Source organism: Litoreibacter meonggei, assembly GCF_003663885.1.
GTDB lineage: Bacteria > Pseudomonadota > Alphaproteobacteria > Rhodobacterales > Rhodobacteraceae > Litoreibacter > Litoreibacter meonggei.
This window is the reverse complement of record NZ_RCCE01000002.1, coordinates 488,506-503,808: the sequence shown is the minus strand read 5'-3', so window position 1 is coordinate 503,808 and position 15,303 is coordinate 488,506. Positions and strand designations below refer to the sequence as shown.

15 protein-coding genes are annotated in these 15,303 nt (G+C 58.1%); 7 read left to right on the top strand and 8 right to left on the bottom strand.

The genetic code is table 11. The features are described 5' to 3' along the window. Positions 1-10 precede the first annotated feature (10 nt). Together BCF46_RS07265 and BCF46_RS07260 are read right to left on the bottom strand one after the other, a co-directional pair. A complete protein-coding gene (locus BCF46_RS07265; protein ID WP_121023044.1) occupies positions 11-1,294 on the bottom strand; it encodes a homoserine dehydrogenase in 1,284 nt (427 codons plus the stop codon). A 72-nt stretch (positions 1,295-1,366) separates the two neighbouring features. Beyond that, positions 1,367-1,666 carry a hypothetical protein gene (locus tag BCF46_RS07260; RefSeq protein ID WP_147435973.1) on the bottom strand — a complete coding sequence of 100 codons (300 nt, stop codon included), beginning with the start codon at positions 1,664-1,666 and terminating at the stop codon, positions 1,367-1,369. A gap of 109 nt (positions 1,667-1,775) precedes the next feature. On the opposite strand from BCF46_RS07260, the gene BCF46_RS07255 reads away from it, so the two are divergent. After that, entirely contained in the window at positions 1,776-2,414 is a 639-nt protein-coding gene (locus tag BCF46_RS07255) for a TetR/AcrR family transcriptional regulator (RefSeq protein WP_121023042.1), read from the top strand. Positions 2,415-2,694: 280 nt separating this feature from the next. Continuing rightward, positions 2,695-3,258: a VPLPA-CTERM sorting domain-containing protein gene (locus BCF46_RS07250; protein ID WP_170157883.1), complete on the top strand. Its 564-nt coding sequence runs from the start codon at positions 2,695-2,697 to the stop codon at positions 3,256-3,258. Positions 3,259-3,452: 194 nt separating this feature from the next. Here BCF46_RS07250 and glyA read toward each other — a convergent pair whose 3' ends face one another. Beyond that, positions 3,453-4,748: a serine hydroxymethyltransferase gene (gene glyA / locus BCF46_RS07245; RefSeq protein WP_121023040.1), complete on the bottom strand. Its 1,296-nt coding sequence runs from the start codon at positions 4,746-4,748 to the stop codon at positions 3,453-3,455. Positions 4,749-4,932: 184 nt separating this feature from the next. Here glyA and BCF46_RS07240 point away from each other — a divergent pair, with 184 nt between their 5' ends. Together BCF46_RS07240 and BCF46_RS19750 are read left to right on the top strand one after the other, a co-directional pair. Next, positions 4,933-5,700: an NAD kinase gene (locus BCF46_RS07240; protein ID WP_121023039.1), complete on the top strand. Its 768-nt coding sequence runs from the start codon at positions 4,933-4,935 to the stop codon at positions 5,698-5,700. Positions 5,701-5,765: 65 nt separating this feature from the next. Beyond that, the gene (locus BCF46_RS19750; protein ID WP_170157882.1) at positions 5,766-5,936 is read left to right on the top strand and encodes a hypothetical protein; all 171 of its coding nucleotides are present in this window, start codon (positions 5,766-5,768) and stop codon (positions 5,934-5,936) included. Here BCF46_RS19750 and BCF46_RS07235 read toward each other — a convergent pair whose 3' ends face one another. Next, positions 5,937-7,013, bottom strand: coding sequence for a cupin domain-containing protein (locus tag BCF46_RS07235; RefSeq protein ID WP_121023038.1), 1,077 nt, complete (start codon positions 7,011-7,013; stop codon positions 5,937-5,939). It abuts the gene before it with no gap. Positions 7,014-7,150: 137 nt separating this feature from the next. Here BCF46_RS07235 and BCF46_RS07230 point away from each other — a divergent pair, with 137 nt between their 5' ends. Next, positions 7,151-9,445, top strand: a complete 2,295-nt coding sequence (locus tag BCF46_RS07230) for an NADP-dependent malic enzyme (protein WP_121023037.1) — start codon at positions 7,151-7,153, stop codon at positions 9,443-9,445. A gap of 69 nt (positions 9,446-9,514) precedes the next feature. Here the strand turns inward: BCF46_RS07230 and tyrS are convergent, their stop codons facing one another. Further along, on the bottom strand, positions 9,515-10,765 hold the full coding sequence (tyrS, locus tag BCF46_RS07225; RefSeq protein ID WP_121023036.1) for a tyrosine--tRNA ligase: 1,251 nt from the start codon (positions 10,763-10,765) through the stop codon (positions 9,515-9,517). Positions 10,766-10,868: 103 nt separating this feature from the next. Between tyrS and BCF46_RS07220 the strand changes: the two genes are divergently transcribed. Then, a complete protein-coding gene (locus tag BCF46_RS07220) occupies positions 10,869-11,945 on the top strand; it encodes an anhydro-N-acetylmuramic acid kinase (protein ID WP_245989913.1) in 1,077 nt (358 codons plus the stop codon). On the opposite strand, the gene BCF46_RS07215 is transcribed toward BCF46_RS07220, so the two are convergent. After that, complete coding sequence (locus tag BCF46_RS07215) at positions 11,932-12,357, bottom strand: cupin domain-containing protein (RefSeq protein WP_121023034.1); 426 nt, start codon at positions 12,355-12,357, stop codon at positions 11,932-11,934. The genes BCF46_RS07220 and BCF46_RS07215 overlap by 14 nt on opposite strands. Positions 12,358-12,505: 148 nt before the next feature. On the opposite strand from BCF46_RS07215, the gene BCF46_RS07210 reads away from it, so the two are divergent. Further along, complete coding sequence (locus BCF46_RS07210; protein WP_121023289.1) at positions 12,506-13,129, top strand: hypothetical protein; 624 nt, start codon at positions 12,506-12,508, stop codon at positions 13,127-13,129. Positions 13,130-13,328: 199 nt separating this feature from the next. Here the strand turns inward: BCF46_RS07210 and eno are convergent, their stop codons facing one another. Together eno and BCF46_RS07200 are read right to left on the bottom strand one after the other, a co-directional pair. Continuing rightward, positions 13,329-14,606, bottom strand: coding sequence for a phosphopyruvate hydratase (gene eno / locus BCF46_RS07205; RefSeq protein ID WP_121023033.1), 1,278 nt, complete (start codon positions 14,604-14,606; stop codon positions 13,329-13,331). A 139-nt stretch (positions 14,607-14,745) separates the two neighbouring features. Further along, positions 14,746-15,153: a Fur family transcriptional regulator gene (locus BCF46_RS07200; RefSeq protein ID WP_121023288.1), complete on the bottom strand. Its 408-nt coding sequence runs from the start codon at positions 15,151-15,153 to the stop codon at positions 14,746-14,748. Between the last annotated feature and the right edge of the window lie 150 nt (positions 15,154-15,303).

Here is a 15,303-nt window from a genome sequence, read left to right as displayed (position 1 = left end):
TCACGCCGTCTCAGACTTCTTCGATCCGCAAAGCGACAGGGTCAGAGGCCAGCACCCCGGTCGTCGGCAACTTGGTCAACGCTTCGTCCAAGGCATCGCGCGATGTCATATGTGTCACGATCAGCACCGGCGCTTTGTCGTCCAGATGATCGTACTGGCGCATCCGGTGAATCGAAACGCCCGCATCGCCCAGACAGGTCGCGACCTTAGCCAACGCGCCGGGTTTGTCATGCAGCGTCATGCGCAGATAAAACGGTGCGGGACTGCCGGAATTGGCGGATGGCGTGGTTTTCAGTGTGCTGGCGGGTTGGCCGAAGGTCGGCAGCCGCAGCCCACGCGCTATGTCAATTATATCGGACAGCACCGCGGAGGCCGTTGGGCCTTCACCAGCACCCGCGCCGCGCAGCACGATCTGGCCGACATGGTCGCCTTCCAGCACCACCATATTGGTGCCGCCTTCCAATTGTCCAAGGGGCGAGGTGGCGGGAACCAGACATGGCGTCATTGACTGTACTAGTCCGCGGCCTGTCATCTGGGCGGTGCCCAGCAGCTTGATCTTGTAGCCCATGTCAGCGGCTTGGTGGATGTCCTCTATGGTGACACGGCCAATGCCTTCCAGTTGCACGCCGTCAAATTTCACCTGTGTGCCAAAGGATATGGCCGCCAGCAGTGCCAGCTTGTGCGCGGCGTCGATGCCGCCCACGTCCAGCTCTGGATCGGCTTCCAGGTAGCCAAGGCCGTCGGCTTCGGCAAAGGCCTCCTCATAGGTGAGGTTGGCATTTTCCATGCGGGTCAGGATGTAGTTGCAAGAGCCGTTCATCACCCCCATCACGCGGGTAATATCGTTGCCCGCAAGGCCCTCGGTCAGCGCCTTGATGACGGGGATGCCGCCTGCCACCGCCGCCTCAAAACGCAAGACGCGATCTTCGCTTTCCGCCAGAAGCGCAAGTTGCTGACCATGCTCGGCGAGCATTGCCTTGTTGGCGGTCACGACATCTTTGCCCGCCTTCAACGCCGCCTCGGTAGCAGCTTTCGCGGGGCCATCAGCGCCGCCCATCAGTTCCACAAACACATCCACGTCATCGCGGGTGGCCAGCTTTACCGGATCATCCTCCCACGCGTAGCTGTCCAACGGAATGCCACGATCTTTCTTTGATCGCGCGGACACGGCGGAAATCACAATTTTTCGCCCGGTGCGCGCTTCTAGCTGCGCGGCTTTCTGGCGGATGATGCGCACGACGCCCACTCCGACGGTGCCCAGTCCTGCGATGCCAAGGCGAAGGGGGTCAGACATGGGGGATGCTCCGTCAAAAAAGGTATTGCGCGCTCGTTAGCGCGTATCGCTCAGGGGCGCAATGCAACCTGCTTAGACAGGGCGGTCTTTCACAGCGTTCAACAGCCTCAAGCGGGTGGCTCCGTCAATGATGCTGCGTCCTTTCAAAGCACGTGCGCGGGCCTTTAACCGTGCGACCCGCCCCTCAAGGATTTCGGTTTGCACCACGATGGTACTCCCGGCCTCGGACCGGGCGATGAGGTCGGGCAAAGGTTGCAGAGCGGGATAGTCCGCGTTGCGGGCCGACTTGCTGATGGTGCTGTCAATGTCAGGCAGGTTTGCGGTGCACGCGGACAGCAGCACAATGGTCAGGGCGGGAAGGGTGCAGCGCATAAAACCAGTCCGAGTGTAAATACTGTCGCGCACAATAGGGGCCGTGGTCGTGGCCGTCCAGCGCCACATATAGGCTTGATATGAACGCGTGTTCAGATAGCATGACCATATGGCACGCAAAACTGGTTCACATTCCGACATCACCGGCCCGCGCGTTCGCGCCGCGGCGCTTAGGCTGTTTGCGGCCCACGGCTTTGCCGCCGTCTCCATGCGCCAAATCGCGGCAGAGGTCGGGGTGCAGGCTGGTGCGCTCTATCTTTATACGCCTGACAAGCAATCCTTGCTGTTCGATTTGCTGCGCGAACACATGCAAGAGGTGCTGGATGCATGGGCGGCGGAGGAGAAGCCCGACGGGCCGATCAACCAGCTGGAGACCTTCACCCGTTTCCACATCCGCTTCCATCTGGAGCGCCCAGAGCAGGTGTTCATCTCCTACATGGAGTTGCGCAATCTGGAGCAGGACAACTTCAAAGCGCTAGAAAACATGCGCCGCCAGTATGAAAACTCGCTTGAGGCTATCCTGAAGCGCGGTCAGGACGAAGGCGTGTTTGACGTAGACGATACCAAGCTGACCACCTTGGCCTTGATTGCCATGCTCAATGGGGTGACGAGTTGGTACAAACCCGACGGTCGCCTGTCACTTTCCCGCGTCGAGACGATTTACTCCGACATGGCCGGCAAGGCTGTCCGGATGCCCCGCTGGAAAGAACGCCAACGGAAACTAGAGGCAGGGCGGGCGGCTGAATAGAGGCGGTCTGCGGATGGCTATGCCAAGTTTCATTATCTGAGCAAAGAGGAGTGAGGTTGGTGAGCGATTCGGCACAAAAAACGCGTTTTCGACCGCTAACTGTCGTTTGAGATCAGCGAATTTGTCGTTGAGCCCCTTCCCGCGGCTCGACTTTGTCGCGTTCAAACAACAGACTATGGCCACAATGGGTTGCAGAAGTTAGTTTTTGCGAAAAAATGAGATTTCTGTTAACTTTACGTTAACTAAATGTGTTTTTTAACTAGTGGAGACGACAATGCGCATGAAAAGTCTGGGGATTTTAATCGTCGCCGCACTGCTACCTGTTGGTGCAGTTCAAGCATCTCAAGTTCAAGTATTCAATGACGTTGCCGCCTCTAGTGGCGGTCCGAACGGGATTCGGGGCACCGTCAATTGTAGCGCTGCATGCTCCGTACTGACAAACGCAGGCGGATCGTTTGGTTTCGGTGATCCGGGCGAGTTGTTTGAATTCCCGTTCAATGGCAACAACCCATCGAACGAACTGACTTGGATGAATTCTGTACTGAATACGAGTTATGGATTGGGCGATAGCAGCAAAGTTGATAGCACCAGTAGTGGCGTAAACTATGTCACCAGCTTTCTGTACGTCATTCTAAAAATCGGCCAGTCACCGTCTCACACCATTTTGCGTAACGACAGTGGCGGTGCGTTGACATTTTCATATGACAAGGCAAGCGGTGCGCAAGGTGGTTTGAGTCACTACGTGCAGGTCGGTCAAATACCAACTGTTCCGCTCCCTGCCGGTGGCATGCTTCTACTGAGCGCCTTGGGCGCCTTTGGTCTGGCGAAAAAGCGCCGCCGTTAAGCTAAAGGCACCGCAAGAGATACGAATGCGCTGAGTATCGTGCTCGTGCGCTGTACCTTCAAGCGAAACAGCAGTTTTCCGTGTAGATGATTGACCGATTGTTGTCGGTTATTGTTATCGCATCCCACCTGACAGACCCATACAAAAAAGGCCCCCGACATCTGGGGGCCTTTTTCTTCGAGTTGTGCGCTAACTCATAGCTCGGGGTAGATCGGGAACCTGCCGCACAAATCCAGCACCTTGGCTTTCACTGCATCTTCCACGGCGGCGTTGCCTTCTTCGCCATTGGCCGCAAGTCCGTCGACCACTTCCACAATCAGATCGGCGATCTGGCGGAATTCGGCCTCCATGAACCCGCGCGTGGTTCCCGCAGGGGAGCCGAGGCGGATGCCGGAGGTGATCGTCGGCTTCTCGTCATCGAACGGGATGCCGTTCTTGTTGCAGGTGATGTAGGCGCGGCCCAAAGCTTTTTCGGTCGCGTTGCCCTTCACGTTTTTGGGGCGCAGGTCGACCAGCATCACATGGGTGTCGGTCCCGCCTGTCACGATGTCCAAGCCGCCTTTGATCAACTGATCCGCCATCGCTTGCGCGTTGAGCACAACCTGCTTCTGGTACTCTTTGAACTCCGGGCGCAGCGCCTCGCCGAAGGCCACGGCCTTGCCCGCGATCACATGCATCAGCGGCCCGCCTTGGATACCGGGGAAAATCGCGGAGTTCACTTTCTTCGCGATTGCCTCGTCATTGGTCAGGATCATGCCGCCACGTGGCCCGCGTAGGGTTTTGTGTGTCGTCGTCGTTGCCACATGCGCATGCGGGAACGGGGAGGGGTGCTGCCCGCCAGCCACGAGGCCCGCGAAATGTGCCATATCCACCAGCAGAAACGCGCCGACCTTGTCGGCAATCTCGCGCATTTTGGCGAAGTTGATCTGGCGCGGAATGGCGGAGCCACCGGCGATGATCAGCTGTGGTTTGTGCTCCAGTGCCAGTGCTTCCACTTGGTCGTAGTCCAGCTCCAACGTGTCAGCGCGAACGCCGTATTGGATCGGGTTAAACCACTTGCCCGACTGGTTCGGCTTCGCGCCATGCGTCAGGTGGCCGCCTGCGTCCAGCGACATGCCCAGAATGGTATCGCCCGGTTTGATCAGCGCCTGAAACACGCCTTGGTTCGCCTGCGAGCCGGAGTTTGGCTGCACGTTGGCAAACTCACAGCCAAACAGCTGTTTCGCGCGATCAATCGCCAGATTTTCTGCGATATCAACATACTGGCACCCGCCATAGTAGCGACGGCCAGGGTAGCCTTCGGCGTATTTGTTGGTCAGCACGGAGCCTTGGGCTTCCATGACCGCGCGGCTCACGATGTTTTCCGAGGCAATCAGCTCGATCTCGTCGCGCTGGCGGCCCAGCTCTTTGGTGATGGCGCCGAACAGTTCGGCGTCGCGGGTCTCTAGGCTTTCGGTGAAAAAGCCGTCATCACGGTGAGTGGCGTTCATTGGGGGTTCCTTCCCTAAGAGGCAGCGCAAGAATTGTGCGCCTTTTAAGGGGATTTTATCAGGATCGGAAGCGGTCAAAGCGACACGCTTGCGCTCTCTTGCGTCCTGCTGTTGCCGATGATGTACTTGTGTTTCCTGCTTTCCCACGCGAAGGTCTTGGAAAGACTTGGAAACTTGCCCGTAGATGCTCGACGTTAACAAAATATCTTTTCTCGCTTCGGACACGGATGTGGCCTGTGAAGCCCGCGCCGCTATGGTCGACAGCTATGGCGATACGCCTTTGGAAGAGGCAGGCGTCATCGTGGCCTTGGGCGGAGACGGCTTTATGCTGCAAACGCTGCATGCGACCCAGCATCTCGACACGCCGGTCTATGGTATGAACTGCGGCACGGTCGGGTTTTTGATGAACGAGTACCATGAGCCCAAGCTGCGGGATCGTCTGGCCGAGGCGGTTGAGGAAGACATAAATCCGCTGCGTATGAAGGCCATTCGCGAGGATGGGACTGTCCATGAAGCGTTGGCCATCAACGAGGTGTCGCTGCTGCGTGCAGGATCCCAAGCGGCCAAGTTGCGTATTTTCGTGGACGGGCGCGAGCGGCTGGAAGAACTGGTTTGCGACGGCGCGCTCGTCTCCACCCCCGCAGGCTCGACTGCGTATAACTATTCGGCCCACGGCCCGATCCTGCCCATCGGGTCAGAGGTTTTGGCCTTAACGGCTATGTCCGCATTCCGCCCTCGGCGCTGGCGCGGTGCGTTGTTGCCAAAGGCGGCAAAGGTGCGCTTTGAGGTGCTGCAACCTAAGAAACGCCCTGTCATGGCTGACGCCGACGGCCGGTCTGCTGGAAATGTCGTGTCGGTTGAAATCACGTCCGAGCCGAATGTGACCCACCGCATACTTTTCGATCCCGGTCACGGGCTGGAAGAGCGCTTGATCCGCGAACAATTTGCCTGATTTCGGGAACTTCGCGCTTCGATATTCGTTAACCCCTGAATGCAATACCATCAGGAGGCTTCCACATGACCCAGAACAAAACATCCGACCCCGCCCTTATGAACGATGCACAGCGCTATGAATTGCGTGAATTGGCGATTCTGCACGAAATGCCGTTTAGCGACGATCTGACGATGGAAGAGGCCGAGGAACGGTTGAAAGAACTCCGCGCGCGTGAAGTGCCAAGCCAAGCTTGATTAGTGCGTTTCGAAGACGCCCGGCAATGACACTTCCAACAGCTCGAGATTGTCGGACGCGTCGGCGTATTTGGTCTTCATGCTGGGAGGAATAACAAACGCATCGCCTGCTTCCAACGCATAGGGCTCCTTGCCCTCGCCTTGAAGGACCATCGTGCCGTCCATCACAAAAGTGAACAGAATATCGGCGTCGTGGCTGGACCAATCCGCCACGCCGTCTTTTTTCACAACCTGAACGCCTGCGACATTGCGGGTGTTTTGCGCAATCGTGGTATCGCGGCAGGTGAAGCCGGCAATGCGAAACGGTTGCCAAGATGCGTCTTCGGCTTTGTGGTGCACGAATTTTTGCCCCTGAAAATCGCGATCAGGATTGGCAGGGCCGTTTGGCAGTTTCATCTCATGGTCAATCGTTGTGACATGTTCAGCAGGGACACCAATCTCGATAACTTCAATATTATCAGACGCATATAATACCCGATGCCGGATTTCCGGCGGCTGGATTACGCAGTTGCCTGCGTGTAGTCGGAAGGGCTCGCCCTGATCCTCGTAGACCAAATCGACCCAGCCACGATAACAGAAAATCAGCTGAAACCCGACCGTATGATAATGCATCATGTCCGGCACCGGCCCGCCATCAGGGATGCGGATATGCGACGCAATGATCGAGCCGCCAAGCCGGTCGGGGATCAGATCACGATAGTGCATTCCCGCGCGACCAATGATCCACGGAGCTTGATCCGCCAGCCGGCGCACGACAAAAGCGTGCTGCGTTTCGGGCATGATTAACGGCGGGTTGCGGTCCGCGATCTCGATGCGCGTGCCGTTCGGTGCGATCAACTCGCGCTTGCCATCTGCGAACCCATCAGGATCTTCGGTCAGGATGCGGATCGTTCCCACAGGCTCCGGCGCGTCTTTTTCGATGCGTAACCGCAGGCCATAGCCGGAGAACACTGCTACGGTCGGGTCATCGGCGGGGTAAATCATATCCATCCGCATCCCGAGCACTTTGGTGTAGAAAGGAATATCGTTGCGCAACTCTTGTGTGGGCAGGCGAATTTCCGCAATGATGTCTGGCATGACCCCTCCGTTTTGACGCAGAGTGGGTACAGGCGCCGCAATATGCAAGACTTGCCTTGCGCTGCACTTTGCGCGACATAGAAGGCGCTACGAAAAAGTAGTTTAATGTTAAACTACTTTATTTTGGGAGGAACACGATGGCAGATGAACGCACCGATGAGGATCGCCAACAGGCGCTTCGTCAGGCCGCTTTGGATTATCACCGCTACCCGAAGCCCGGTAAGTTGGAAATCCGCGCAACCAAGCCTTTGGCCAATGGTCGCGATCTGTCTCGTGCGTATTCTCCCGGAGTGGCCGAAGCCTGCTTAGAAATTAAGGCTGAACCTGATACGGCCCGCGACTACACCTCGCGCGGCAATCTGGTCGGAGTGGTTACCAACGGGACAGCCGTTCTTGGCCTTGGAAATATCGGTGCACTCGCCTCCAAACCGGTGATGGAGGGCAAAGCCGTCCTGTTCAAGAAATTCGCCAATATCGATTGTTTCGACATCGAGTTGGATGAAAAAGACCCCGAAAAACTGGCTGAAATCGTCTGCGCCTTAGGCCCGACCTTTGGCGCGATTAACCTTGAAGACATCAAGGCGCCAGATTGCTTTATCGTAGAAGACATTTGCCGCGCGCGGATGGATATCCCGGTCTTCCATGACGATCAGCACGGCACTGCCATTGTGGTTGGCGCTGCGGCAACCAATGCGTTGCGGGTCGCGGGCAAAGCATTCGAGGACATCAAGATCGTCTCCACCGGCGGTGGTGCCGCGGGCATCGCCTGCCTGAACATGTTGTTGAAGTTGGGCGTGAAGCGCGAAAACGTTTGGCTCTGCGACATCGCTGGTTTGGTCTATGAAGGCCGTACCGAGGAAATGACGCCGCAAAAGGCTGCCTTTGCCCAAAAATCCGACCTCCGTAGTCTTGGCGACGTGATTGATGGTGCGGACCTGTTCCTGGGTCTCTCCGGCCCCGGCGTGCTGAAGTCTGAAATGGTCGCCAAAATGGCCTCCCGCCCAATCATCTTCGCGCTGGCAAATCCAACGCCGGAAATCATGCCGGACGAGGCGCGCAAGGTTGCGCCGGACGCGATCATCGCTACCGGACGTAGTGATTACCCGAACCAGGTAAACAACGTCCTTTGCTTTCCCTTCATTTTCCGTGGCGCACTTGATGTAGGCGCTACAACTATCAATGACGAGATGAAGATTGGCTGTGTCGAGGGCATTGCAGCACTCGCTCGTGCGACGACATCTGCGGAGGCCGCCGCCGCGTATCAGGGCGAGCAACTGACTTTTGGCGCGGATTACCTGATCCCTAAACCTTTCGATCCACGCTTAATGGGCGTGGTGGCGACCGCCGTTGCCAAGGCTGCGATGGAAAGTGGTGTCGCGAAGCGCCCGCTGGAAGATATCGAAAGCTACAAGGCCGAACTCGACGGGTCGGTGTTCAAATCTGCGCTCATTATGCGCCCTGTCTTCGAGGCCGCGCGCACCGCGACCCGCAAGATCGTCTTCACCGAAGGCGAAAGCGAACGCGTCCTGCGTGCCGCCAATGCGATGCTGGAGGACACGACCGACAAGCCGATTCTTATCGGTCGCCCGGATGTGATCGAGCGCCGCGCCGAACGCGCGGGCCTGTCAATAAAGCCCGGTCGCGATTTTGAGTTGGTGAACCCCAACGATGACCCTCGTTATCGCGACTATTGGCAGACCTATCACACAATCATGGCGCGGCGTGGTGTGACCCCTGATCTTGCGCGTGCCATTCTGCGTACCAATACCACCGCGATTGGCGCTGTCATGGTGCACCGTGGCGATGCAGACAGTCTGATTTGCGGCACATTCGGCCAGTTCTTATGGCATCTGAACTATGTCCAACAGGTTCTGGGCAGCACAGAGTTGCATCCCGTCGGGGCCATGTCGCTGATGATCTTGGAAGACGGGCCGCTGTTTGTAGCCGACACTCATGTGCATGCCGAACCCACTGCCGAACAGATTGCAGAGACGGTTATATCCGCGGCGCGCCATGTGCGGCGCTTTGGGGTGGAGCCTAAAATTGCGCTGTGTTCCAACTCACAATTTGGTAATCTGGACAGCGCGACGGGACGTCGGGTGCGTGGAGCCTTGGATATTTTGGACGCGGAGCCGCGCAACTTCACCTACGAGGGCGAAATGCACGCGGATGCGGCGCTGGACCAAGAGTTGCGCACGCGCATCATGCCCAATAGCCGGTTGGAAGGTGCCGCTAACGTGCTGGTCTTCGCCAATACAGATGCGGCGTCGGGCGTGCGTAACATTCTGAAAATGAAGGCCGGTGGACTGGAAGTCGGGCCAATATTGATGGGCATGGGCAACAAGGCCCACATCGTCACGCCGTCCATCACCGCGCGCGGTCTACTGAATGTGTCGGCGATCGCTGGCACGCCCGTCGCCCTTTACGGGTAGCGTGATCTAACGGAGCCTTCGGCCCGACTTTGTTCGGGTCGGGGCCTCCCGACCGTTTTGTGGAAACTGTCAGTTCAGGGTTACCAAGGCGTGGCGTTTTTTGCCCGCTGACAATTTGATCGGCTGCGCAAGCTGGTCGGCAGTGATGAACAATCCAGCGTCGGTCAACGCCTCGTCGTTTATCTTGGCACCGTTCTCCGAGATCAGCCGTTTCGCCTCTTTGCCTGACCCAGCGAGGCCGGATCGCACGATCAGCTGGACGATGGAAATACCCTCGCCCAAGTCTTCCGTGGTCAACGTGAGCGTTGGTAAATCGTCACCAGTGCCGCCCTTCTCAAACACGTCGTGCGCCGTTGCTTCGGCAGTCTTCGCCGCATCCTCGCCGTGCATCAATGCGGTGACCTGATTGGCAAGGATCACCTTGGCCGCGTTGATCTCCGAGCCTTCGAGTGCGCCCAAGCGTTCGCATTCCGCCACTGGAAGTTCTGTAAACAGTTTCAGGAACTTACCCGTATCCGCGTCGGTTGTGTTGCGCCAGAATTGCCAGAACTCGTAAGGGCTAAGCATATCGCCGTTCAGCCAGATCGCGCCGCCTTGCGATTTACCCATCTTGCGTCCGTCGGATGTGGTCAACAGGGGCGTGGTCAGACCGTAAATTTCGTGGTCCAACACCCGCCGCGTCAGGTCGATGCCGTTGATGATATTGCCCCACTGATCCGAGCCGCCCATTTGCAGCAGGCAGCCGTACCGGCGATTGAGTTCAAGGAAATCATAGGCTTGCAAGATCATGTAGTTGAATTCGAGGAAAGACAGAGATTGCTCCCGATCCAACCGCGACTTGACACTCTCGAAGCTCAGCATCCGGTTGACCGAAAAATGTCGCCCGATATCGCGCAGGAACTCAAGGTAGTTCAAGTCGTCCAGCCACTCGGCATTGTTGAGCATCACGGCATCGGTTTCGCCCTCGCCATAGTCGAGATATTTGGCGAAAACACGCTGCATACCATCAATATTGGCGGCAATCGCGGTATCGTCGAGCAATGGGCGTTCATCCGAGCGGAAGCTCGGATCGCCGACTTTCGTTGTGCCACCGCCCATAAGGGTGATCGGCTTGCCGCCGGTTTTCTGGAACCAGCGCAACACCATGATATTCATCAAGTGACCGACATGCAGTGATTTTGCCGTGGCATCGTAGCCGATATAGGCAGGAACCACGCCTTTGATCAAAGCCTCGTCCAGCCCTTGATAGTCGGTGCAATCGGCCAGAAAGCCACGCTCCATCATCACGGTCAGAAATTCGGATTTGGCATGGTAGGTCATTGGGGTATCGTCCCTGCAAAACAGTGTTTCGCGCCTTATAGGCGTGAGGGGCGCGGAGGGGAAGCCATTGAAGATCAACGGTCCAATTTGGGCGCTTGGCGCGATGTCCGGCACGTCCCTTGACGGGGTGGATGCAGCGCTGCTGCGCACCGACGGCGAAACCATCGCGGAGTTCGGTGTCAGCGACTATCGCGGGTATAGTGCTGATGAACGTGCATCCATCGCAAAGGCCCTTGGCCAATGGCACGATGGCGCGGATGTCGCCCGAGCCGCCGAGACGGTAGAAACAGTCCACGCGGCCCTTCTGTCACGCATGATGACGACAGACCCTGACCAAACGCCAAGGATCATCGGGTTCCACGGCCAAACCCTTGCCCATGACCCCGACAACCAGCGTACGCACCAAACGGGTGATGGGGCGCTGTTGGCCGAACTTCTGCAATGCCCCGTGGTCTGGGACTTCCGCAGTGCCGATGTGCAACTGGGCGGGCAGGGCGCGCCACTGGCACCGTTTTTCCATTTTGCCTGCGCCAAATACCTCTCTTTGACATCGCCGTCGGTGTTCTTGAATCTAGGCGGCGTGGGCAACGTCACCTATGTCGACCCAAGCTACGACAAGCCCCAAGCCGAGGGCGCATTGCTTGCCTTTGATACAGGCCCGGCCAATGCTCCGATCAACGACCTGATGCAGGCCCGCCTAAACCAACCTTATGACCGCGACGGAGCCTTTGCCGGGCAAGGCGCAGTGAACATGCAAATCGTGGATAAATTCCTAACCCACGCGTACTTCCATAAAATCCCGCCTAAATCGCTGGATCGCGACGACTTTGCGCTACTCTCCGCCCAAGTCGCGGACCTCTCCGACGCCGATGCGGCTGCTACCCTCGCCGAGTGTTGCGCCACCGCCGTCGCCCGCGCGATGGAACATATGCCAAAGCCGCCCGCCCGCATCCTTGTCTGCGGCGGCGGTCGTCATAACCCGCACATCATGGCCCGCCTGCGCATGCTCACTGGCGCGCAAATTGACAACATCGACGATCACGGCCTCGACGGGGACATGCTGGAGGCGCAGGCCTTCGCGTATCTCGCGGTGCGCGTGGCGCGTGGCCTGCCCACAAGTTGCCCTAGTACCACCGGCGTAGGGGCCAATGTCGGGGGCGGGACGGTCAGTCACCCCTAGGGATGTCAAAACCCGCAGCGGCCAGCTCGAACCCGTCAAACGTGAACCCCGGTGACACCGTGCAGCCCACAAGCGCCCACCCGTCAGGCGCAGAGGCCGCTTGCCACTCACCAGCCTCCACCACAATCTGAGGTCGCTGCCCTGCCGCGAAATCCGGCCCTAAAATGTGGTCGGTGGCCGGTCCCGTGTCACTTGGAGATATCGACAAAACCAGCGGAGTGCCCGCGTAAAAGTGCCATATCTCGCCCGCATCCACGCGATGCCAATGGCTCCGCTCGCCCTGTTTGAGCAAGAAATATATGCACGTGCCGGAGGGCCTCCCGTCACCATCTGCCACCCATGTCTGGCGATACCATCCCCCTTCGGGGTGAGGCGCGAGGTTGAGGCGGGTAATCAAGTCATCTGCGGTCATGGCGACAACCTATCGCTGGGGTTACCAAGGCTCAATGGAATTTGGTCTAGCCAGTGGAGGGGCAGCACATACACGGGAACTTGACCGGTGACCTATGGATTCCACGCTATGTTGCGCTGGTTTGAACCAATTCGAAGGGAAATTCCAAATGAACTTATTTTGTAAATGCGCCGCGCTGGCAGTCGTTGTCGCGATGCCACCAATGGGTGCCAGTGCGGATGGTCATGAGGGGGCAAGCTTCTTCCTGACGTCTATTGGCTTGGGCGACGGGGCAAATTTGGGTGGATTGGCAGGGGCAGATGCCCATTGCACGGCGCTGGCTGAAACCGCTGGCATCACAGGGAGCACATGGGCCGCTTACCTGTCCGACGACAGCACCAACGCGCGCGACCGCATCGGCTCGGGCCCTTGGGTGAATCACAACGGGGTCACGGTCGCTACGGATGTTGCGAACCTCCACGACGCGGCGGCCAATGCTCTGAGTAAGGAAAACTCGGTTTCCGAGTCGGGTGCCATTGTCAACGGTCGCGGCGACAAGCCGAACATGCACGACATCCTGACAGGTTCGGACGCTGCGGGCATGTCCACCGGTGCAAACTGCGCCAATTGGACGTCGAACGGCGAGGGCGCTGCAACTGTCGGTCACCATGACCGCACCGGTGGCGGGGCTGACCCGACCAGCTGGGTCGCGGCGCACCCATCGCGCGGCTGCTCTCAGTCGGACTTGCAGGGCACTGGCGGCAACGGGCTGTTTTACTGTTTTGCAAAGTAAGGGGGGCAGCTAAAACCGATCAGCGTGCGGGGCAATGTGTGCGCCCACGTTGAGACCATCGCCGGCGCGGCCGGCTAGGTTTAATGTGATGCCGCTGATCACGCCCTCCGAGCGGGCCCCGTGGCCCGCTCAATCAACACAGCCGGTAACGGTCGTGCGTGGCGGCTAAATCCGCCGCCGCTACTGCCGGACAGTAACTCTATCCTTTCAGGATCGAGCGCCCAGCATATTCCGCCGTCTCGCCCAGCATCTCGTCGATGCGGATCAGCTGGTTATACTTCGCCAAACGGTCAGAGCGCGACAGCGATCCGGTTTTGATCTGGCCACAGTTCGTCGCTACGGCCAAGTCGGCAATCGTCGCGTCTTCGGTCTCGCCGGAACGGTGCGACATCACATTGGTGAAGCCTGCACGATGCGCCATGTCCACGGCTTTCAACGTCTCGGTCAGCGTCCCGATCTGGTTCACCTTTACCAGCATTGAGTTGGCGGAGCCTTTCTCAATCCCTTGGGCCAGACGGGCAGGGTTGGTCACGAACAGATCGTCGCCCACCAATTGCACCTTGTCGCCCAAAACGGCGGTCAGGGCGGCCCAGCCATCCCAGTCGTCCTCGCTCATGCCGTCCTCGATCGAGATGATCGGGTAGTCGTCCACCAGCGCCGCCAGATAGGACACGTTCTCGTCCGACGTCAGGACCTTGCCTTCCCCCTTCATGTCGTAGTGGCCGTCGCGGTAGTATTCCGTCGCGGCGCAATCCAGCGCCAGATAGATGTCTTCGCCCGGTTTGTAACCGGCCTTTTCAACAGCTTTCAAAATGAAATCCAACGCTTCACGAGACGACGAAATCGCTGGTGCAAATCCACCCTCATCGCCGATACCGGTGGAATAACCGCCTGCGGACAGCTCTTTTTTCAACGTGTGGAATACTTCGGAGCCCATGCGCACGGCCTCGCGGATATTCTCTGCAGCGACTGGCATGATCATGAATTCTTGGATGTCGATCGGGTTATCTGCGTGCTCGCCGCCGTTGATGATGTTCATCATCGGCACTGGCAGCACGCGGGCCGAGGTGCCACCGACATAGCGGAACAGCGGTTGCGATGTGTAGTCAGCGGCGGCTTTTGCAGTCGCCAGGGAAATACCCAAAATTGCGTTCGCGCCGAAACGGCTTTTGTTCTCGGTGCCGTCCAACTCGATCATCATTTCGTCGATGCCAACTTGGTCCAGCGCGTCTTCGCCCAGCAGGTTTTCCGCCAGTTCACCATTCACCGCAGCGACCGCGTCCAACACGCCCTTGCCCATGTAGCGCTTTTTGTCGCCATCGCGCTTTTCGACAGCTTCATACGCGCCGGTAGACGCCCCCGAGGGAACCGCCGCTCGACCCATGGTGCCGTCTTCCAGCATAACGTCGACCTCAACTGTCGGGTTCCCCCGGCTGTCGAGGATTTCACGGGCGTGAATGTCAATAATAGCGCTCATATCAGGGGAGTCCTTAGGGTCAGGTTACCGTTACGGCAGGGTATAAAGGGGCAGCGTGACAAGGGCAAGCCAAGGACTGTTAGCGATAACAAGAGACTCTAGAGAGACCCAATTATTATGGTCGAGCTTGGGAAAGCACTCAGCTATCTTTTACCCCATACAATTCCAATCGGTGTCCTTTCAGCTTGTACCCAAGCCGTTTGGCGATCCGCTCTTGAAGTTCTTCGATCTCGGGGTCGACAAATTCGATCACTTCGCCGGTTTGCATGTCAATTAGGTGGTCGTGGTGATCGCGCTCGGCGTCCTCATAGCGCGAACGTCCATCTCCGAACTCCAACCGCTCCAGAAGCCCGGCTTCTTCAAATAATTTCACCGTGCGGTAGACTGTGGCAATAGAAATGCCGGCATCCAGCGCTGACGCACGGGCGTGTAATTCTTCGACATCAGGGTGATCGTCCGCCTCTTCCAACACTTGCGCAATCACGCGGCGTTGGCCGGTCATGCGCAGCCCGCGTTCGGCCGAGCGGCTGATAATGGATTTTCCCATATGGCGTGCCCCCTTCGTCATTGCGATGTATTTTAGGCGCGGCATCGCCAAGCCTCCACCCCAAATAGCGCCCAAGGCTTGACTTATCTTCTCTCAGGGCGCATCTGCCCTGCAAGTCTGCGCACTTATGGTGCCGCGTGAGCTTTGCAA

Coding starts and splice junctions, on each gene's coding strand:
- BCF46_RS07265 (WP_121023044.1), bottom strand. CDS start 1,294: ATGTCTGACCCCCTTCGCCTTGGCATCGCAGGACTGGGCACCGTCGGA.
- BCF46_RS07260 (WP_147435973.1), bottom strand. CDS start 1,666: ATGCGCTGCACCCTTCCCGCCCTGACCATTGTGCTGCTGTCCGCGTGC.
- BCF46_RS07255 (WP_121023042.1), top strand. CDS start 1,776: ATGGCACGCAAAACTGGTTCACATTCCGACATCACCGGCCCGCGCGTT.
- BCF46_RS07250 (WP_170157883.1), top strand. CDS start 2,695: ATGAAAAGTCTGGGGATTTTAATCGTCGCCGCACTGCTACCTGTTGGT.
- glyA (WP_121023040.1), bottom strand. CDS start 4,748: ATGAACGCCACTCACCGTGATGACGGCTTTTTCACCGAAAGCCTAGAG.
- BCF46_RS07240 (WP_121023039.1), top strand. CDS start 4,933: ATGCTCGACGTTAACAAAATATCTTTTCTCGCTTCGGACACGGATGTG.
- BCF46_RS19750 (WP_170157882.1), top strand. CDS start 5,766: ATGACCCAGAACAAAACATCCGACCCCGCCCTTATGAACGATGCACAG.
- BCF46_RS07235 (WP_121023038.1), bottom strand. CDS start 7,013: ATGCCAGACATCATTGCGGAAATTCGCCTGCCCACACAAGAGTTGCGC.
- BCF46_RS07230 (WP_121023037.1), top strand. CDS start 7,151: ATGGCAGATGAACGCACCGATGAGGATCGCCAACAGGCGCTTCGTCAG.
- tyrS (WP_121023036.1), bottom strand. CDS start 10,765: ATGACCTACCATGCCAAATCCGAATTTCTGACCGTGATGATGGAGCGT.
- BCF46_RS07220 (WP_245989913.1), top strand. CDS start 10,869: ATGTCCGGCACGTCCCTTGACGGGGTGGATGCAGCGCTGCTGCGCACC.
- BCF46_RS07215 (WP_121023034.1), bottom strand. CDS start 12,357: ATGACCGCAGATGACTTGATTACCCGCCTCAACCTCGCGCCTCACCCC.
- BCF46_RS07210 (WP_121023289.1), top strand. CDS start 12,506: ATGAACTTATTTTGTAAATGCGCCGCGCTGGCAGTCGTTGTCGCGATG.
- eno (WP_121023033.1), bottom strand. CDS start 14,606: ATGAGCGCTATTATTGACATTCACGCCCGTGAAATCCTCGACAGCCGG.
- BCF46_RS07200 (WP_121023288.1), bottom strand. CDS start 15,153: ATGGGAAAATCCATTATCAGCCGCTCGGCCGAACGCGGGCTGCGCATG.